This window comes from Vibrio sp. TMPB1044, from assembly GCF_030442075.1.
Classification (GTDB): domain Bacteria; phylum Pseudomonadota; class Gammaproteobacteria; order Enterobacterales; family Vibrionaceae; genus Vibrio; species Vibrio satsumensis.
Genome location: NZ_JAUJED010000013.1, coordinates 37,959 through 57,984, shown reverse-complemented (window position 1 = coordinate 57,984; position 20,026 = coordinate 37,959). Strand labels below are relative to the sequence as shown.

The 20,026-nt window shown below is 44.8% G+C and carries 17 protein-coding genes; 12 read left to right on the top strand and 5 right to left on the bottom strand.

Annotated elements, in window-relative coordinates; all coding sequences use genetic code 11:
- Positions 1-145 precede the first annotated feature (145 nt).
- Positions 146-802 carry a TrkA family potassium uptake protein gene (locus QQ041_RS07580; RefSeq protein ID WP_285953484.1) on the top strand — a complete coding sequence of 219 codons (657 nt, stop codon included), beginning with the start codon at positions 146-148 and terminating at the stop codon, positions 800-802.
- Between the two features lie 25 nt (positions 803-827).
- The gene (locus tag QQ041_RS07575; protein ID WP_285953483.1) at positions 828-2,195 is read left to right on the top strand and encodes a TrkH family potassium uptake protein; all 1,368 of its coding nucleotides are present in this window, start codon (positions 828-830) and stop codon (positions 2,193-2,195) included.
- A gap of 113 nt (positions 2,196-2,308) precedes the next feature.
- On the opposite strand, the gene msrB is transcribed toward QQ041_RS07575, so the two are convergent.
- Positions 2,309-3,451 (bottom strand): peptide-methionine (R)-S-oxide reductase MsrB, encoded by a 1,143-nt coding sequence (gene msrB, locus QQ041_RS07570; RefSeq protein ID WP_285953482.1) that lies wholly within the window; start codon positions 3,449-3,451, stop codon positions 2,309-2,311.
- Between the two features lie 199 nt (positions 3,452-3,650).
- Between msrB and QQ041_RS07565 the strand changes: the two genes are divergently transcribed.
- A complete protein-coding gene (locus QQ041_RS07565; RefSeq protein WP_285953481.1) occupies positions 3,651-4,049 on the top strand; it encodes an OsmC family protein in 399 nt (132 codons plus the stop codon).
- A 124-nt stretch (positions 4,050-4,173) separates the two neighbouring features.
- Here QQ041_RS07565 and QQ041_RS07560 read toward each other — a convergent pair whose 3' ends face one another.
- From QQ041_RS07560 to phnW, 4 genes are all read right to left on the bottom strand, one after another.
- The gene (locus QQ041_RS07560) at positions 4,174-5,244 is read right to left on the bottom strand and encodes an OmpA family protein (RefSeq protein WP_285953480.1); all 1,071 of its coding nucleotides are present in this window, start codon (positions 5,242-5,244) and stop codon (positions 4,174-4,176) included.
- Between the two features lie 343 nt (positions 5,245-5,587).
- Positions 5,588-6,406 carry a phosphonoacetaldehyde hydrolase gene (gene phnX / locus QQ041_RS07555; RefSeq protein ID WP_285953479.1) on the bottom strand — a complete coding sequence of 273 codons (819 nt, stop codon included), beginning with the start codon at positions 6,404-6,406 and terminating at the stop codon, positions 5,588-5,590.
- 84 nt (positions 6,407-6,490) lie between these two features.
- Positions 6,491-7,930, bottom strand: coding sequence for an aspartate aminotransferase family protein (locus QQ041_RS07550; RefSeq protein WP_285953478.1), 1,440 nt, complete (start codon positions 7,928-7,930; stop codon positions 6,491-6,493).
- Positions 7,930-9,033: a 2-aminoethylphosphonate--pyruvate transaminase gene (gene phnW, locus QQ041_RS07545; protein WP_285953477.1), complete on the bottom strand. Its 1,104-nt coding sequence runs from the start codon at positions 9,031-9,033 to the stop codon at positions 7,930-7,932. Before phnW ends, QQ041_RS07550 begins: the two co-directional genes overlap by 1 nt.
- Before the next feature lie 325 nt (positions 9,034-9,358).
- Between phnW and QQ041_RS07540 the strand changes: the two genes are divergently transcribed.
- The 9 genes from QQ041_RS07540 to QQ041_RS07500 all read left to right on the top strand — a co-directional run bounded on the left by QQ041_RS07540 (position 9,359) and on the right by QQ041_RS07500 (position 19,928).
- Entirely contained in the window at positions 9,359-10,369 is a 1,011-nt protein-coding gene (locus QQ041_RS07540) for a putative 2-aminoethylphosphonate ABC transporter substrate-binding protein (RefSeq protein WP_285953476.1), read from the top strand.
- Positions 10,370-10,472: 103 nt separating this feature from the next.
- A complete protein-coding gene (locus QQ041_RS07535) occupies positions 10,473-11,894 on the top strand; it encodes an FAD-dependent oxidoreductase (protein ID WP_285953475.1) in 1,422 nt (473 codons plus the stop codon).
- A gap of 227 nt (positions 11,895-12,121) precedes the next feature.
- On the top strand, positions 12,122-13,231 hold the full coding sequence (locus tag QQ041_RS07530; RefSeq protein WP_285953474.1) for a putative 2-aminoethylphosphonate ABC transporter ATP-binding protein: 1,110 nt from the start codon (positions 12,122-12,124) through the stop codon (positions 13,229-13,231).
- A 6-nt stretch (positions 13,232-13,237) separates the two neighbouring features.
- Complete coding sequence (locus QQ041_RS07525) at positions 13,238-14,962, top strand: putative 2-aminoethylphosphonate ABC transporter permease subunit (RefSeq protein WP_285953473.1); 1,725 nt, start codon at positions 13,238-13,240, stop codon at positions 14,960-14,962.
- 68 nt (positions 14,963-15,030) lie between these two features.
- On the top strand, positions 15,031-15,735 hold the full coding sequence (phnR, locus tag QQ041_RS07520) for a phosphonate utilization transcriptional regulator PhnR (protein ID WP_146490080.1): 705 nt from the start codon (positions 15,031-15,033) through the stop codon (positions 15,733-15,735).
- A gap of 135 nt (positions 15,736-15,870) precedes the next feature.
- Positions 15,871-16,773 (top strand): EamA family transporter, encoded by a 903-nt coding sequence (locus tag QQ041_RS07515; protein ID WP_285953472.1) that lies wholly within the window; start codon positions 15,871-15,873, stop codon positions 16,771-16,773.
- A 200-nt stretch (positions 16,774-16,973) separates the two neighbouring features.
- Positions 16,974-17,990: a TRAP transporter substrate-binding protein gene (locus QQ041_RS07510; protein WP_285953471.1), complete on the top strand. Its 1,017-nt coding sequence runs from the start codon at positions 16,974-16,976 to the stop codon at positions 17,988-17,990.
- A 65-nt stretch (positions 17,991-18,055) separates the two neighbouring features.
- The gene (locus QQ041_RS07505; RefSeq protein ID WP_146490082.1) at positions 18,056-18,613 is read left to right on the top strand and encodes a TRAP transporter small permease subunit; all 558 of its coding nucleotides are present in this window, start codon (positions 18,056-18,058) and stop codon (positions 18,611-18,613) included.
- Positions 18,606-19,928, top strand: a complete 1,323-nt coding sequence (locus tag QQ041_RS07500) for a TRAP transporter large permease subunit (protein ID WP_012600364.1) — start codon at positions 18,606-18,608, stop codon at positions 19,926-19,928. The genes QQ041_RS07505 and QQ041_RS07500 overlap by 8 nt, the downstream gene beginning before the upstream one ends.
- The last annotated feature ends 98 nt before the right edge of the window (positions 19,929-20,026 follow it).

The following is a 20,026-nucleotide window of genomic DNA, read 5'->3' as shown; positions in this document are numbered from 1 at the left end:
AAACTCGAGTTGTTCTCTACCTTTATAAATCAAGCGATTATGACAATAGTATAACCTTATTATTACAGAACTAACTTTTTTTGAGATAGAAACTAATGTAGGTTTGGCTATCCCGTGTAATTAAAATTTCTAAACAGGATTTCAAATGAGCGACAAACAATATGCAGTTATCGGTTTAGGGCGTTTTGGTGTGTCAGTTTGCAAAGAGCTGCAAGGTTCAGGGGCGCAGGTATTAGCCGTCGATATTGATGAAGAGCGAGTGAAAGAAGCAGCGACTTTCGTTTCACAAGCTATTGTTGCGAACTGTACGAGCGAAGAGACGGTTACAGAGCTAAGGCTCGATGATTACGACATGGTCATGGTGTCGATTGGCTCTGATGTTAACTCCAGTATTCTAACCACTCTGGTGGTGAAAGAGTCAGGCGCAAAAGCCGTCTGGGTGAAGGCGAACGATAAATTCCACGGCAAGATCCTCTCTAAGATTGGGGCTGACCATATCATCATGCCAGAGCGCGATATGGGTATTCGTGTTGCACGTAAGATGTTAGACAGGCGCGTTCTGGAGTTTATTGACCTTGGCAGTGATTTGGCCATGACTGAAATTGTTATTGGTTCAAAACTCTTGGGTAAGCAACTTCGTGACTTGAAGCTTTGCAAAGAGGTAGGTGTCGAAGTTCTTGGATTTAAGCGCGGACCTAATCTCACTAAAGCACCTGAACTGGATATTAGTTTAGAAATCGGAGATGTGGTGATCATCGCTGGGCCTAAAGAGACCCTATCTAGAAAGCTACGTAATTGGTAATGGGAACTTGTAATAGGGTAACAGTATGAATTCGTTTCAGCGAAAAGGTACTTTCTACACACTCACAAGAGATGAAAAGCCGCGTAAAGGCTCTGAACCTAAGATAATCCTGACCAGCTTTTTGGCGGTTCTTATTCCCTCGGCCATCTTACTAACGATGCCCATATTTTCTGTCACAGGGCTCAGTTTCACAGATGCATTGTTTACTGCGACTTCTGCAATCAGCGTAACAGGGTTAGGAGTCGTTGATACGGGCGAACACTTTACCTTGGCCGGGAAAATCTTGCTGATGTTCTTGATGCAAGTGGGCGGGTTAGGGCAGATGACCTTATCTGCGGTTCTTCTGTACATGTTCGGTGTTCGGTTAAGTTTAAAGCAACAAGCATTGGCGAAAGAAGCATTAGGGCAAGATCGTAAGATTAACCTGCGTAAGCTAGTAAAGAAGATCATCATCTTTGCGTTAGTGGCGGAATTTATCGGCTTTGTATTGCTTTGTTTCCGCTGGGTTCCTGAAATGGGATGGGCAACAGGTAGCTTCTACGCACTGTTTCATGCGATATCAGCATTCAATAACGCGGGTTTCGCTCTGTTCTCAGATAGTATGATGAGCTTTGTTGACGATCCACTGGTGATTCTTACCTTAGCAGGCTTGTTTATTTTCGGCGGGCTAGGCTTTACAGTGGTCGGCGATTTGTCGAGTAACTGGCGTAAAGGCTTTCGACATCTGCATCTACACACCAAGATTATGCTAACAGCGACACCGACTCTATTGTTGGTCGGCACGGTGATGTTTTGGCTTTTGGAGAGGAATAACTCAGCAACCATGGAAGGGTTATCGACTCAAGGGCAGTGGCTGGCAGCGTTTTTCCAGTCGGCGAGTGCTCGTACTGCTGGCTTTAATAGTGTGGATTTGTCTCAATACACTCAGCCTGCATTGCTGGTGATGATTGTTTTGATGTTGATTGGTGCAGGTTCTACCTCAACGGGTGGTGGTATTAAGGTTTCGACCTTTGCGGTTGCCTTTGTCGCGACGTGGACGTTTTTACGTCAGAAAAAACATGTAGTGATGTTTAAGCGAACCGTAACTTGGCAAGCGGTAACAAAGTCATTGGCCATTATTGTGGTAAGTGGGGCGTTATTAACCACCGCGATGTTTCTGTTAATGCTTACTGAAAAGGCTGCGTTTGATCGAGTGATGTTTGAGGTGATTTCAGCCTTTGCAACGGTAGGACTGACGGCTGGATTAACTGCGAATCTGACTGAGCCAGGTAAATACATCATGATTGTTGTTATGGTGATCGGGCGTATCGGTCCTTTAACGTTAGCTTATATGTTAGCTCGGCCAGAACCTTCTTTGTTGAAATACCCAGAAGATACGGTGTTAACGGGTTAATAATGCTAAGAGGCTAGAGTTAATCCTTCTTGTTAGAGCGTTAGAAAAACGAAAGCCAGCGATATGCTGGCTTTGTTGTTTATGAATAGAATTCTGTGGAATTGAGTCTTTAGCTAGCCCTCAAACATCTCAACGTATTCTTCGTAGCCTTCTTCCGCTAATTTATCCGCTGGGATAAAGCGCATCGCAGCTGAGTTCATGCAGTAACGCAAACCTGTCGGTTTAGGACCATCTTTAAATACATGACCTAGATGAGAATCTCCAAATTTACTACGGACCTCTGTTCTTGGGTAAAGCAGTTTGTAGTCAGTAGTGGTTACTACATAAGCTTCGCTGATTGGCTGTGTGAAGCTCGGCCAGCCTGTACCTGATTTGTATTTGTCTTTTGACGAGAACAAAGGCTCACCGGTGACGATATCAACGTAAATACCTTCTTGCTTGTTATCCCAGTATTTGTTGTCAAACGGGCGCTCTGTTGCATCGTCTTGTGTTACATCGTACTGCAGTGAGGTTAGTTTCGCCTTAATCTCAGCATCAGACGGTTTAACGTAGGTCTTAGCGTTTGCTGTCGCATTTTTGCTGTCGATGATCTGGCGGATAGTTTGTGGGTTTTCCTTTCTATCATCACCGAAGATTTTATCTAAATATTGATCACGACCGGAAGCGTAACGGTAATAGTTATAACGAACCTTGCTCTTTTTGTAATAATCTTGGTGGTAACCTTCGGCAGGCCAGAACTTTTCAAACTTAATCAGTTCTGTTTTTAGTGGAGCACCAAAGATCTTAGCTTTGTCGATTTCCATCATAAAGTTCTGAGCGACGTCTTTTTGCTCTTGATTATGATAGAAAATAGCAGGTCGATATTGAGGGCCTCGGTCTACAAATGAGCCTTTGTCATCGGTTGGATCTATGTGTCTAAAGAATTGGTCAAGAACCTGTTCGTAGCTGACAAGATCTGGATTGTAAGTCACGTTGATGACTTCGATGTGACCAGACTTACCTGAAGATACTTGTTTATAAGTGGGGTTTTCTAATTCACCACCAGAATACCCAGAGATAACGTCGGTCACGCCTGTCAGTTTTTCTAGGTCGGACTCTGTACACCAAAAACAACCACCAGCCAGTGTCGCGATTTCATTTTTACCTGAATCAGCCGTTTTATCCATTGTATTGGCAGTGCCAGTCTGGCTTACAAACAGCGAAATCAGTGGCAGTACGACTACGAGTGATACCAATATTTTAGATAGTTTATTCATAGATACCTCATCTTGACGTTTTTCTTATTCAATTTTGAATGTACGAATAGAGACAGGTTTTAGATGAAAAAAATTGCATCGTTCACAAAAAATATGTCGCCGAGAACATCTTGCTCATAAATGCCGCCAGTAGTAGGGTGTCAGTATTGATATCCAATAATAGATACTGATGGCGGTTATCGTACATCTAAGGAACCACATGCAAGCAGAAGTTAAATGGGTCGAAGGCTTTAAATTCCTAGGTCAATCTCAATCAGGTCACTCTGTCGTGATGGATGGAAGTGGCGGTGCTACTGCGCCAAGCCCGATGGAAATGGTGTTAATGGCTGCCGGTGGTTGTAGCTCTGTTGATGTGGTTGATGGTTTGAAATCTGCTAGCCAAAATATCACAGGCTGCAATGCAAAACTTGAAACCACACGTCGTGAAACCGCACCAAAAATCTTTACCGTGATTAACATTCATTTTGAAGTGTCTGGTGACAACCTAGATCCTGAGTTGGTCGCTAAAGTGTGTGCTGACTCTTTAGAAAAGTACTGCTCAGTGTGCTTAATGCTGGGTGCTGGCGTTGAAATGACGCACAGCTGGGAAATTATCTAGTCTCTGATTGTACTGCTTGGCGGTAGGCTAATTTTTACGACTTACGGGCATAGCTAGATAAAGAAAAGGGCGGAGCACTTTAAAGTGTTCCGCCCTTAATTATTCTAGCTAGAGTAGAGTGCTATTATTCAGTCGTTTCTACAATAACTTCTTCAATTTGAGCTTCTTCTTGGTATTCAAAGCTTGGGATCGTTGCGTCAACACGACGGTTTTGCGCACGGCCTTCAGCGGTAGCGTTTGATGCGATTGGGTTTTCTTCCCCTTCACCAGAAGCCGTAATACGCTCAGCTTCAATTCCTTGCTCTTCGATGTATGTAGCTACAGCGGCAGCACGTTTCTTAGAAATCATCATGTTATATTCTGCCGCACCAGTTGAGTCAGTGTGGCCAACAATGTTAACGGTCGATTGAGGGTGCGCTTGTAAGACTTCAACAATTGGCTGTACAGCTGTTTTACCTTCTTCTGAAAGCTCTGTGCTGTTAGTCGCAAATGTACCTTGAGAGAAGCTCTCGGTTTGCGCTTTAGTAACAACTACCGCTGCTTCTTCTTCAATAACCACAGTTTCTGGCTCGGTGATTGGCTCAGAAGGTGCTTGAGTCACTGCCGCCGCAGAAGCTGCAGCCGCTGCTGATGCGGTTGTGTTACCTGTACCGAAGTTGTAGCTAAGGCCAACAGTCACAAGGTTGGAGTTAAGGTTTTGAATGATCTTATCATCAAAATCATCGAAGTATTGGTATTCAACTCTCAGCGCCCAATCGTCTGAAAACTGTTTCTCAGCGCCGATACCTAAGGCTAATACAACGTCGTCTTCGTCGTCATGCATGATGTAAGCAGGACCTGCTTTGAAGAAGATATCAAACTTTTGTTTAATCGCTAGTCGATACATCGGGCTCAAAGAAATGGCTACGATAGAATCGCTATATGTTTTAGGCGTTCCGTTGTTGTTAAAGCTGGTATCATAATCACCTAAGTAATCTGCATTCAATTCAAGAGTAATGTTATCGGTAAAGTTGTAACCACCGTAAATACCACCCGCAACAGAATCATCTTCACACTTTTCACCGCTTACACAAGCGCTATCTAGCCAACCCATGCCAACTTTTGCGCCTACGTATGTCGTTGCGGCAATGGATGGAGCAGCAGCGAAACCTGAAGCTGCAATCACAGCACACATGATTTTTGAAAGTTTTTTCATAATCTTATCCTTGGATTAATTTTTATTGTTATCTGAACTGGCCATTAAATCGAAAACTTACCGTGTGGGACACTGCAACGGTAAGTAAATCAAGGCTTTAATTCAGTCAGGGCCTTTTCAGGAACTGTTAACACATTGTTAGTCTGATTGCTTATGAGAGTCAATGTGATTGTTGGGATTTATATTTTTCAAGGTGCCTATTTATAGCTTTTTTGTCGAAAAATTGTTGTCTCAAATGTTGGAAACGAAGAAACCTCGCATCATTTTTACGTGATACGAGGTTTCATTTTGCATGTGTGCGGATTATTGGGCTACAGACCCTGATTTGCAGAAGTGGCAGGAGTTATGGACGCTCACCTGCTAGTAAGCGCTTCTCGATATCAGCAATGATACCTGGCAGATCTGCAATAGTATCGATCAGGTAGTGAGGGTTTGACTTGTTTAGCTTAACGCTTGCTTTTTCACGCGCAGCTGCCAGTATTGTTTCGTCTGCGTCTAGGTATTCTTGGTACGTTAAGCCAGCTTCGTTACCAGATAGAACAAGGCCTACCGTCCACATCCCTGCGTTGTGACCTTCATCGATACCCGGTGCTGCGTCATCCACTTTCACACATGCTGCAATGTTCGTCACACCTAGATCAATGACGTTTTTAAGAGCCATAAATGGAGCTGGGCGGCCACCTTGAGGTAAGTCATCCGTTGCAACTACGTTGTCTGGTCGGTAACCGTAATCTGCCGCAGCAGGGATTAGCACATCCATCACTTCACGTGGGTAACCAGAACAAGAGCCAATTTTTACATTCTTTTCTTTTAGGTTATTTACAACTTCAATTGCGTTTAAAATTGGTGCTGCGTGGTCTGCTACTTTTGCTTTCTGAAGAGGCATGAATGCCGCGTAGATCGCATCAACGTCTTCACTTGTCATCGAGCGTCCGAACTGAGCCTTCCAACGAGCGTCAACAGCAGGAATTCGACCAACTGCTTGGATGTGGTCCCATTTGCCGATCCCCATAGGTTCACGCGCTTCTGCTAAGTCGATATCAAAGTCGAAACCTTGTCTGAATGCTTCAACGAAAATACTGGTTGGAGCAAATGATCCAAAATCAACGATAGTGCCAGCCCAGTCAAAGATAACCGCTTGGATAGGTGATGTTGTGTTCATAGTCGTGTCCTATTTCTGTTCTCTCCCAGCTAAAGTTGTTCTGGGAGATGAATGATTGTTTTAAATTATTGGTTAGATGATGGTTTAAAGGTATTCAAAGTCTTTGCAGACTTTTGCTATCGCTTTTTCGAATACAGACAGAGCGACTTCTAGTTCGCTGCGGCTGATGATCAATGGTGGACTCAACTGGATCACGTTACCTTGTGACACCTTAAAGCTCAGGCCATCGTTCAGACATTGATAAAGTACCGCTTCTGCTTCATCGAAAGCTCGGGTTTTGGTGATGTGGTCAGTGACCAATTCCACCCCCCAGAGCAGGCCGATGCCGCGAATGTCACCAATGACTGGGTACTTCTCTTTCATTTGAAGTAGCTGTTCACGTACGAATGCGCTGTCTGCTTGTACTTTTTCAAGTAGGTTTTCTTGCTCAATCACTTCCATGGTCGCGAGTGCTGCCGCGCAGCCAATTGGGCTTTTCTCGTGGGTGTAGTGACCAAGAGATACTTGCGCTGCCGTGTTGTATTTGTCTTTAGTGATCATGGCTGCGATTGGTACTAAACCGCCGCCAAAACCTTTACCGATACAAAGGATGTCAGGTTCGATATCAAACGCTTGGTGAGTAAACCATTCGCCGCTACGACCCATGCCATTTGGGATGTCATCGATGATCAACATGACGTTGTGTTTGTCACAGATCTCACGGATGCGTTTCCAATAAGCCTTACTTGGCACTTGAACGTCTGTGTTACGCACTGCTTCCGCAATGAAGGCACCAATGCCACCTTCTTTTTCAATCACATACTCAAGGTAATCGGCGTAGTGAACATCACATGCGGTCTCGTTCGCATCACTGGAGTTTTGCCCGCGAAGCGAAAAAGAGTCATTAAGCGGAAAAGCACCACGATAGGAAACCGCTGGTGGAATACGTTCTACGCCAGACATTAACGGGCCCATACCTTCGCGGAAACAGGCTTCACCACCCACTGAAATTGCATCGAGTGACGCGCCATGGAATGAGTCCCACAGTGACACTACTTTAAAGTTGTTGGTGATATGTCGAGCCAGTTTGAGCGCCATGCCGATCACTGATGTGCCACCTGGAGCAAACAACACGCGATTCAAATCACCACTGCAGATCTGTGTCAGCTTTTCAGCACACTGAACGGCTGTTTCATTGGTAAAACGACGAGGTGAAAATGGCAATGACGCCATTTGCTGAGTCACTTTATTAATGATGTGGGGGTGACCATAACCTAGTTGATGGACATTATTGCCGTGAAAGTCCATGTACTTCTTGCCTGACGTATCTTGTATGTAGATGCCTTCTGCGGCTTCAAGTGTATCTAGACAAGGCGTTGACATGGCTTGATGAAGAAATACGTCAGAATCACGTTTTAACATCGCTTGAGTCGCGTCATCGTTTAGTGATTCGTTCCATTTTTCGCGTGCTGGTGTGGTGTTCACATCACCTTCACTTCGAAAGTGCGCCGCGTTCACCACTGGCTCTTGGTTAGTTATCGTCATTACTTGATATCCCAGTACATAGCATTCTTAACTGCGCCAATGAGAGCTTCAATGTCTGATGGGTACACTTCACCGATGTTACCGATTCGGAAGCAGTCTGCATTTGAAACCTTGCCCGGGTAAATCACAAACCCTTGTTCTTTCAAACGGTCATAGAATTCCTTGAATTGGTAATCGCTATGAGCTGGAGAATAGAAAGAGGTAATGATTGGTGAATGAAGGTCATCATTAAGCAGCGGTTCATAGCCAAGAGAGCGCATACCTGCAACCAATGTGGTTTGGTTGGTTTGGTAGCGGTTATAACGAGCTTCAATGCCGCCTTCTTGTTCCAATTCAAGTAGAGCTTGGTAGAAAGCGCGCACTGTATGAGTCGGAGAGGTGAAACGCCATTTACCATGGTTGCTTTCCATGCAGTGCCATTGGTCAAACAGGTCAAGGCTTAATGAGCGAGCTTGGCCTTTGCACTTCTCTAACTCTGACTGCTTAGCAATAACAAAGCCGAAGCCCGGTACACCTTGAATGCATTTGTTGGCTGAGCTGATCATGTAATCGATACCTAAGTCAGCAATATCCATAGGGATACCACCAAAGCTCGACATCGCATCAAGAATGACGGTTTTGTTGTGCTGCTTTGCCAATTTGGCGATTTCTTTAATCGGATTCAACATACCAGTGGTGGTTTCACAATGCACAATTGCAACATGAGTAATGTCTGAATCCATGGCCAATGCCGTTTCCATTTCGTTCAAGTCAGGCTGTGATGTTTCACCTGGGGAAACGACATGGCATGGAATGTTTAAGTATTCTGAGATTTGAGCAATCCGAGCCCCATACGCACCGTTGTCAACAACAAGAAGCTTACCGCTTTTAGAGATAACGCTACCGATTGTTGCTTCAACTGAAGCGGTGCCGCTACCTTGCATTAGTACGCTCGTGTAACCCGTTTGCTTAGTCGCCAAAGCCACTAGCTTGCTACGAATCACTTCAACAACGTCTTTGTTGTATTCATCATCCCAAGTACACCAGTCTTTTAGCATCGCTTGGCGAACGGTTTCAGAAGTAGATAGAGGACCTGGTGTCAGTAATAAGTATTCGTTTCTCATGTTCAATTCTCGTGATTTCTATTTTGGACTATACCAATTGTTGCGATTACTTTAACAACCAATTTAAACGGTCGTAAATAGCCCAAACGTTATTTTCACAAAAGCTTCATATTCAAATTTGTCACTTGTGTTGAGAAATTTTCCGATCTTTAAATTGCCATTTTTTGTTCATTTAATCGTCATAAAAGCCAATTAGCCTAATACTCGAAATCTGGTACATACCAATATGAAGGTGTGTGTTAACAACCTAACTGAATTTATGGATATAGAAGCATCTTGATGGGGCTTCTAACTTCTAACCTTGGCATCGGCCTGACTGGAGAAAATGATGAAAAACCGTTTTATGAAAGGATCACTTGCAGCGTTAGTCACTCTACTCGCTGGTAATGCTTATGCAGCACAGGAAGTGACGGTTTACACCGCTTTTGAAACTGACATTTTAGCGAAATACAAAAACGCATTTGAAAGTGAAAACCCAGACATCAACATCAAATGGGTTCGTGATTCAACTGGGATCATGACGGCAAAATTATTGGCCGAGAAAAACAACCCTCGTGCAGAAGTAGTATGGGGTCTTGCGGGCTCTTCTATGGCTTTGCTTAAAGAAGAGGGCATTCTGAAACCTTATACGCCTCAAGGTGTAGAAGCATTACGCGCTAACCTTAACGACCCACAGTCTACTCAAGCTTGGTATGGCAATGACGCATTCTTTAATGCAGTTTGCTTTAACGAAGTGGTGGCTAAGCAATTGAACCTACCGGCACCTAAGTCTTGGGATGACCTAACGAAGCCTATCTACAAGGGCCATATTGCTATGCCAAACCCAGCGTCTTCTGGTACGGGCTACATGCAGGTTTCGGCTTGGCTACAAAACATGGGTGAAGACCAAGGTTGGAACTACATGCAGAAGCTAGACCAAAACATCGCTCACTACACGCACTCTGGTTCTAAGCCATGTGTTCAAGCGGGTATGGGTGAAGTCGCTATCGGTATTTCTATGGCGAGCCGCGGCGCTAAGCTGAAAACTCAAGGAGCGCCACTTTCTGTTATTACACCGGAGGGTATCGGTTGGGAATCTGAAGCGGTAGGCCTTGTTAAGCCTTCGGATGCAGCGCAACGTGTTGTTGATTGGTCTATCTCGAAAGCGGCAAATGAGCTTTACATCGAAATGTACCCGGTTGTTGGTCACCAAGATGTGACAGGCAAAGCAAAGAACTTCCCTAATGTAGAAAAGAATATGGCAAAAATGGACTTCGCTCGAATGGGTAGCGAACGCGCCGACGTTCTTAAAACATGGTCTGAGAAGTTTGACGCTAAATCAGAGCCAAAATCCTAATCTGACGAACTATTCAGTTCATTAGAAGTTAGCAATCAGTAAAGGAAGGCTTCGGTCTTCCTTTTTTAGTTTACGCCTTTAGGTTTTAAGTAAGGTACAACAAATGACAAAACACTATTCATATTGGTTCAAACAAGCATTGGAACAAGAATTTGGCAGCATCGATGCAGGGCTAATATCGGCTAAGCCACTTAAAAAAGATGTTAACTGCAACATCGCTATTGTTGGCGGCGGCTATACAGGTTTATGGACGGCGATTTTAATCAAACAACAGCAACCCGAAAAACATGTTGTCGTGATTGAAAAAGGCCTATGTGGTAGCGGTGCTTCTGGTGCGAACGGCGGTTGCATGCTGACTTGGTCGACAAAGTATCCGACGCTGAAAAAGCTCTACGGAAAAGAGCAAGCGAAATGGTTGGTTAAGGAATCGGAAAAGGTTATATACGAGATCGAAGCCTTCTGTAACGAACACAAGATTGACGCGCATCTTTATCAAAGCGGTACTTACTACACGGCGACCAATCAAGCGCAAAAGGGTGGAATGGAACCTGTTGTGAATGAGTTGGTCAAGCAAGGCATAAATAGTTGGAAGAAGTGTGATAAGTCTTTGGCTGAGAAAGCGGGATCGGAGCGTCATATTGAAGGTTATTACTCAGAAGCCGCGGGCAGTGTGCAGCCTGCGTTATTGGCTAGAGGTTTGCGCCGAGTCGCTCTCGAACTGGGTGTCGAAATTCACGAAAACACAGAGATGATATCACTCGACTATGGCTCCCCAGCTCGTATCCAGACTAAGGGCGGAGCTGTGTTTGCTGACAAAGTGATCTTAGCGCTCAATGCATGGATGCTCGATCACTTTAAAGAGTTCAAACGCAGCATAGTGGTTGTTTCTTCAGATATGGTGGTGACCAAGCCTATTCCTGAAAAGCTCAAGCAATTTGGCCCAGAGAAAGGGGCGGCGGTGGTGGATTCGCGTATCTTTGTCCACTACTACCGAGATACCCAGGACGGACGACTCATGTTGGGCAAAGGCGGTAATAAGTTCTCGTTTGCCAATCAAGTTGAAAGCATGTTTAACCAAACGACCAACTACCTGCCGATTCTCAATCAATCTTTCCAAAAACTGTTCCCTAAACTGGAACAAAGTGAATTCGATTACAACTGGTCGGGAGGCTCAGATCGATCGGTAACAGGATTGCCATTTTTCGGTAATCTAAAAGGGCAAAAAAACATCTATTATGGGCTTGGTTACTCAGGTAATGGTGTTGCTCAAACTCGCATGGGAGGCAAAATTTTGTCTTCAATGGTACTCGATATCGACAATGCTTGGACACGAAGCGGTTTAACTAAAGGCCCATTAGGACACTTCCCGCCAGAGCCATTCCGTTGGGTAGGTGCGATGATGGTTCGTGATGCGGTACGAAGAAAAGAGAACGCGGAAGATTCGGGTAGCACGCCATTGTGGCTAGATAAACAGTTATCCAAACTCGCAGGTGCGGCGGGCAAAGCCGACAAGGTTGAATCATAGATTAATCTAGCGTTTAAATTAGACGTTTACATTTAGGCTTTCCGTGATTTATGGGTAAGTCACTGAGGGCTTTCAACGTTGAACTAACTTTTAATGCTGAACAAATAGCAATCTTTAATGCTTATTATATCTGCAATATAACTGTCATTTAGCTTCTATAAATTTGTCACTCAACTGCAATATTCTCAGTTTAAATTTGGTATATACCATATAGAGAGTGCTGTAGTATGAGCAACCAAACTTATTTGAATATTGAAAACGTTGTAAAGCAATTTGGCCAATTTACAGCGTTAAAAGACATCTCCCTATCGATAGATAAAGGCGAGTTCGTCTGCTTCCTAGGCCCATCTGGCTGTGGAAAAACCACCTTATTACGTGCGATTGCAGGTCTAGACTTACCAACGTCAGGTTCTATTGAGCAGAATGGTAATGATACGACCTTCTTGCCACCAGAAAAGCGCGACTTTGGCATCGTGTTCCAATCTTACGCTTTGTTTCCAAATCTCACTGTGGAAGAAAACATTGCGATTGGTCTGAAAAACCAAGGCATGTCGACCAAAGAAGCCCTTGAGACGGTTGAGTCTTGGTTAGAGACCATCGGTTTACCAACGTCTGGTCAGAAATACCCAAATCAGCTATCTGGTGGACAACAGCAGCGTGTTGCTCTGGCTCGCGCATTAGCGTTGTCTCCAGGCTTGTTGCTACTCGATGAACCGCTTTCTGCATTGGATGCGAAGGTAAGAACACACCTGCGCGATGAGATCTGCCAATTGCAGCGTAAGCTGGGCATTACCACCATCATGGTGACCCATGATCAAGATGAAGCCTTAACAATGGCCGATCGTATTGTGGTCATGAATCATGGTGTTATCGAGCAAGTGGGTGCTCCGCAAGAAATCTATCAAAATCCAGTCAGCCGCTTTGTCGCTGAATTCGTTGGTAGTATGAACTTTATTCAAGCTTCTGTTGCTGCGAAAGGCAAAATGCGCATTGCAGAGTCGATGTTAGCGTTACCAGTTTTAGATAATTTGACACCAAAGTATGGCGATCGTTTTGATATCGCGGTGCGTCCAGAACAAATTCAGTTTGTTGATCGCTTTAATGAATCTTTACCCGTCAGAATCATATCTAGCGAGTTCCTAGGGGCGTTTTATCGTGTTGAGTGTGAGCTGCAACATGACTTAACGGCGAAAGAGATCATCGTTGATGTATCAGTCAAAGAGTTTAATCGATTGAAACTGCGTCGCAGCGATATTCGTTACGTAGCGTTTGATGAAGAAGGTCTGAGAGCTTACCCATCTGAAAGCCTGCAAGTGATGAAAGACGAGGCGGCGTAAACAATCATGGAATCGACTCAAATGATGCAATCTAAGCTGCTAATTCAGCGACGAGTACAACCTTTTCTGGCTCGGTTAAGCAAAGACAACGTAATCCTATTCGGGCTTCTGGCTTTTTTGTCTGTGGTCATGACGCTATTCATCCTGATGCCACTGTGGGCAATGTTGAAAAAGAGTGTTCAGAACGCAGACGGTGAATTTGTAGGATTACAGAATTTCGCAACGTATTTTGCTTCTCAAAGCCTGTGGCAGTCGGTAGGTAATACGTTTACGCTTGGGCTGTTAGTAACGGTTGTCGTGGGTGTATTAGCGTTTGGTTATGCCTATGCGTTGACTCGTTCATGTATGCCTTTCAAGGGGCTTTTTCAGGTGTTGGGCTCAGCGCCGATTCTAGCTCCATCGTTGCTTCCTGCGATCAGTTTGATCTTCTTATTTGGCAACCAAGGTATCGCCAAAGAAGTATTAGGGGGAAATTCGGTATACGGTTTGATTGGTATATCACTAGGCCTGATATTCTGGACGTTTCCACACGCCTTAATGATTTTAACTACTTCATTGAGAACCTCTGACGCTCGTCTTTATGAGGCGGCACGTGCACTCAATACTTCATCGCTAAAAACCTTCTTCATGGTGACTCTACCTGCGGCAAAATACGGTTTGATAAGTACCTTGATCGTTGTGTTTACGCTGGTGGTTTGTGATTTTGGTGTGCCAAAGGTGATTGGTGGTAGCTACAACGTTCTGTCTACCGATATCTTTAAGCAGGTAGTAGGGCAACAGAATTTCTCTATGGGCGCGGTGACCAGCATCCTATTGCTATTGCCTGCGTTGCTTGCGTTTACCGTTGACCGCTGGGTTCAAAAGAAACAGAAGAGCTTGTTTGATACTCGCTCCGTCGCTTATCAACCAGAGCCAAACACTCTACGTGATGGCGTGTGTTTACTCTATTGCACCGTAATTTCAGTGACTGTGGTTATCGTGCTAGGCATGGCGATATACGGTTCTATGGTCACATTCTGGCCTTGGAACAAAGCGCTTACCTTGAATAACTACAACTTCGCAGAAATGAGTACCTATGGTTGGACGCCATTTTTCAACTCTTTAACCCTCGGCGCTTGGACTGCGATTATCGGTACCGTATTGATTTTCTTAGGCGCGTACTGCATTGAGAAGGGCAGAGCATTTGGTCCTGTTCGTCAGGCAATGCAGATGCTTAGTGTTGTGCCAATGGCTGTTCCGGGCATGGTGTTGGGTTTGGGCTATATCTTCTACTTCAATGACTTGAGCAATCCATTCAACTTCTTGTATGGCACGATGGCGTTCTTGGTGATAAACACCGTGGTTCACTACTACACAGTCGGGCACATGACAGCGTTAACCGCATTAAAACAGCTGCCTGAAGAAATAGAAGCGACGGCGGCTTCGGTTAACCTACCGCAATACAAGCTGTTCTTTAAGGTGACGGTACCCGTTTGTCTGCCGGCGATTTTAGATATTGCGACATACCTGTTTATTAATGCACTTACCACGACATCTGCGGTAGTATTCTTGTATTCTACTAATACGATCCCAGCATCAGTTTCAGTATTGAATATGGATGATGCGGGGCAAACGGGTGCAGCAGCTGCTATGGCGGTGATGATCATGATATCGGCAGCGAGCGCGAAGTTGATTCATATGTTAATCAACAAGTTATTCGAGAAGCGAACCCAAGCTTGGCGTAAACGCTAGCGAACCATTTTATATTGCAGTTGGCCAAGGAGTGGCTGACGACAAGAACAAGAATAAAAGGAAATGAAGTGCAGTACGTAAAAATCAAAGATGTCATCGTAGAGCAGATAGAGTCGGGGATGTTAACACCACGACAGAAGTTGCCTGCGGAGCGCAAACTGGCTGAATCGTTTGATACGACTCGAGTTACCTTACGTGAAGCCTTGTCTTCACTTGAAGCGGAAGGGCGTATTTATCGAGAAGACCGACGTGGTTGGTTTATCTCTCCCGAGCCGCTTCGTTATGACCCAACACAAACACTAAACTTCACCAATATGGCTCTGTCGCAGAACCGTAAGCCGAAAACAGAGTTGGTGGCAGCGAAAGGGATGTTGGCAACCAAGGAGGCGACTAAGCTTCTTGAGTTACAACCGTTCTCAGATGTTTATCGAGTCGACAGAGTTCGCTACCTTGAAGACAGGCCTGTTGTGTATGTGACTAACTACATTCGACCAGAGCTGTTTCCTAACTTGCTCGATTATGATCTGTCTAAATCACTGACGGACATCTACCGCGAGCACTTTGGCATGGTGTATCAGAAGATCCGTTATCGTGTGAGCACAACGTCTTTGCTTGGCGAAACCGCGCAAGCACTGCGTGCAACTTCTGGCTCTCCTGCAATGGTGGTTGAGCGTGTTAACTACAATCAAAACGGCGATTTGATTGATTGCGATATTGAGTATTGGCGTCATGACGCGATCAGTATTGAGTCGATAGCGCAGTTAGAGCGTTAGTCGTACGTTAGAACGCTGGCACATCTCACTTTAGGGATTTGCCCAACTGGAATGATCAAAGGTCTCTTATCTGGAGGCCTTTTTTATCCCCTGTTTTCAGCGACTGCTTTTATCAGTCAATAAGTTAGGAATGAAATGGAATTCTCTGCCATCATCATCGTGATTATTTCGGCTCTGCTGCATGCGGGCTGGAATGTTCTAGGTAAATCAAATCAAGGATCGGGCTCGTCTTTCTTCTTAGCCTCTGGGGTTGCTGCCGCAGCGATATTGACGCCATATTTGATTTGGTATGTTCACAGTGTAGGGCTATCAAATATCTCACTTCCATTTTGGCAGTTGGTTTTCTTGAGTGGGATTTGCCAAATCGTCTATTTGATTGGGTTGGGTGCTGCCTATAAACAAGCTGATATCGGTGTGATCTATCCAATGGCACGAGCACTACCTGTGTTAATGGTTGGCTTGGGTACAGTGTTGATTGGTTATGAGCTGTCACCTAATCAATGGATGGGATTTGCACTGATTACATTGGGTTGTTTGTTTGTACCACTTAAGCAATTCTCTGAGTTGAGGCTCAAGGCTTACCTTAATCTTGGTGTGTTGTGGGCGTTAATCGCCGCCATTGGAACCACGGGTTACTCCATTATTGATAAAGAAGCACTCCTGTTATTGGAGCCATTAAGCACGCCTACCATTACGAATAAACACACGGCGATTTTTTATTTGGGTATTCAATTTTGGGCGATCGTGATTCCGCTTAGTATTTGGTTATTCGCAACCAACCAAAGAATCGAGTTTACTAATGCATGGATATTGCGCAGAAAAGCAACCATTGCTGGCATCATGATGGCATCGACCTATGGTCTGGTGTTGTTTGCAATGACCATGACAGAGAACGTCAGCTTGGTTGTGGCACTTAGGCAAGTAAGCATCATCTTCGGCGTAGTGATGGGGATCTACTTTTTGAAGGAAAAGTGGCACATGACTCGCGGTGTAGGCGTCGTTTTTATTATTGCTGGTTTAGTTATCTCATTGACTTAAAACTAAATTAATCTACACCTCCGACCTATAATGTGACTTTTCAGTCACATTTCTCTTATTGATAGCAAACGTTTTACTAATGTTAAAGATGTGATCCTTCTCATAGACAAGGCTGTAAAGTTACCGGTAACATCTGCCTCGACGTTACCGGTAACATATAACAACAAACCGGACTCTGTGAAACTCATAAGGATACCCAAATGAAAGCTCTGACTAAAACGCTGATTGCTGCTTCCCTCACTGGCCTATTTGCTACATCAGCAATGGCTGCAGACTTTAAACTTAAGATTCAATCTTCAGATCCATCTGGTGATTTGAACTTCAAGGTTCAGCAGAAGTGGGTTGAGCGTGTAGAGACGATGTCTAACGGACGTATCGACATCGACCTTCTGCCTGTAGGCGCTGTGGTTAAACACACTGAAACGCTGGGCGCGATCAAGATGGGCATTCTTGATGGTCATATCACAGCAACAGGTTACTTCTCTGGTAAAGATCCAGCATTTGGTCTTATCGGTAATATGGTTGGTGCATGGTCAGACACAACACAACTGCTTCAGTACATGAACTACGGTGGCGGTAACGAGCTAATGACTGAGCTTTACAAGCCTTACGGTGTTCAGTTCGTTGGTGCCTCAACAACAGGTGTTGAGTCTTTCATCTCTAAAAAGCCAATTGACGGTGTCGCGGATCTTAAAGGTCTTAAATTGCGTGCGCCTGAAGGCCTAGTACAACAAGTGTTTGCAGCAGCGGGTGCGACTCCAGTAAACCTTCCGGGTTCTGAAGTATTTACCGGTCTAAGCAAGGGCGTAATTGATGCTGCGGACTACACAGTGTTCTCTACTAACCAAAAAGCGGGCATGAACGATATTGCGACGCATCCAGTTCAACCGGGCTTCCACTCACTGCCGCTTATCGATATCTCAGTATCTCAGAAGAAATGGGACAAGATGCCTGCTGATCTACAAACAATCTTACAAACATCCGTGCGTGACTTCTCTTACGACATGACGACTCAGTTAAAAATGGCTGACCAAGCAGCAGTTAAAGAAGCACAAGCGAACCCAGAAATTACGATTCATGATTGGTCTCAAGAAGAGCGTAAGAAGTTCCGTGAGATCGCAAAAGGTCAATGGAAAGTATTTGCAGAGCGCTCTGATAACGCACAGAAAGTTTACACCTCAGTTACCGTGTTCCTAGAAGAAAACGGCTTACTGTAACTTAAACTTAGCTTACTGACGTGGGAGGGCATTGCTCTCCCGTATTTTCCCAGGAAATTTGGCCCATGACAGACAAAATCCCCCACGCCCCAGCTGAAAACGACGAACAACCAAGAAACACACTTGACCGTCTTATTATAAAGTTCAGTAACCTCGTTAGCTGGTTGTTTATTTTTACAGTATTGATTTCATTTTACGAAGTTGTGATGCGTTATGCATTTGATGCCCCGACCACATGGGTACATGAAACGGCTTCTTTCATCGGTGGTTCTTTATTCATTATTGGTGGCATCTACGCTTTTGCTGCGAATAAGCACGTACGTGTGGTTCTTATCTACGATTCAGTCTCTAACCAAGCACGTAAATATCTTAATCTTGTTCACCATATTGTTGGTTTAGCCTTTGCTGGCATGCTTGCTTACGCGGCTTATTTCACCGCAGAAGAAGCGTGGTTTGCACCATGGGGTGAATTCCGCCTTGAAACATCAGGCTCAGTGTTAAACGCGCCTTATCCAGCGCTGCTGAAAGGCCTGATTTTTGTCGTTTTGTGTGTTCTTGTTGTCCAGTTTGTATTGCACCTAATCCAAGAGTTGATGGGTCTAAGGAAGAATGACGATGTTTGATTTATCTTCTATTGGTATTGCATGGGGCAGTTTGCTCATGCTGGTTATGATGATTGGCTTGCTACTAACGGGTATGCAGCTTGCGTTCGTAACAGGCTTCGTCGCGATCTTCTTCACTCTATGCTGGTTTGGCCCAGATGCATTACCTTTGATTGCAAGTCGCACTTACAGCTTTGCTTCTGGTTATGTGTTCCTAGCAGTACCCATGTTTGTATTGATGGCTGCTTTACTAGACCGTTCGGGCATTGCTCGTGATTTGTTTGATGCAATGAAATCTGTTGGCCGTAAGGTTCGCGGTGGTGTTGCGGTACAAACATTATTAGTTGCGGTTCTATTGGCTTCAATGTCGGGCGTTATCGGCGGCGAAACCGTTCTTCTTGGTATTCTTGCTCTGCCACAGATGCTTCGCTTAGGGTATGACCGTAAGCTTGCGATCGGTACAACATGTGCAGGTGGTGCTCTCGGCACCATGCTTCCACCAAGTATCGTGCTGATCATCTATGGTATGACAGCCAGCGTATCAATCGGTGACTTGTTCAAAGCTTCTTTCTTACCAGCGTTTATCCTCGCAGGCTGTTACATCGGCTACGTATTGATTCGTTGTAAGTTGAACCCTTCTCTTGCGCCTATTCCTAGTGATGATGAAACAGAGGAAGACATCGCGAATCAGCCTAGCTACTTCAAGGCCCTGTTTTTCCCACTGCTATCAGTCGCAACGGTTCTAGGCAGTATCTACACAGGTATCGCATCAGTAACAGAAGCGTCTGCTTTAGGTGTGGTTGGTATCATGATCAGTGCACTAATCCGTGGCGAGTTGAACTACAACATGTTGAAAGAGAGTGCCATCGCAACAATGCGTACCTGCGGCATGATCATGTGGATCGGTATCGGTGCGAGTGCTCTGGTTGGTATCTACAACCTGATGGGTGGTATTGATTTTGTTGAAGAAACCATCCTTGCACTCAGTGGCGGCAACGCAACAGTAACACTGCTAATCATGATGGCTATCTTGCTGGTTCTAGGTATGTTCCTTGACTGGGTAGGTGTGGCACTTCTAACAATGCCAATCTTTGTTCCAATCATCACTGGCCTTGGTTTCGACCCAGTTTGGTTTGGTGTTGTGTTCTGTCTAAACATGCAGGTGTCTTTCTTGTCACCTCCATTTGGTCCGGCGGCGTTCTACTTAAAATCAGTAGCACCGAAAGACATCAGCTTAGGTGAGATTTTCTCTTCACTACTGCCGTTCATTGCACTTCAAGTATTGGTTCTGGCACTGGTTATTATCTTCCCTCAGCTCGCGCTTTGGTGGCAATAACAATGAAGGTTCCCGAGCAAACTTAACGTTCAGGAACCGACCAGCAGTAACACAAGTTTAACTATTAGATTCGATTGTCAGCTCCAGTATTAGTTGGG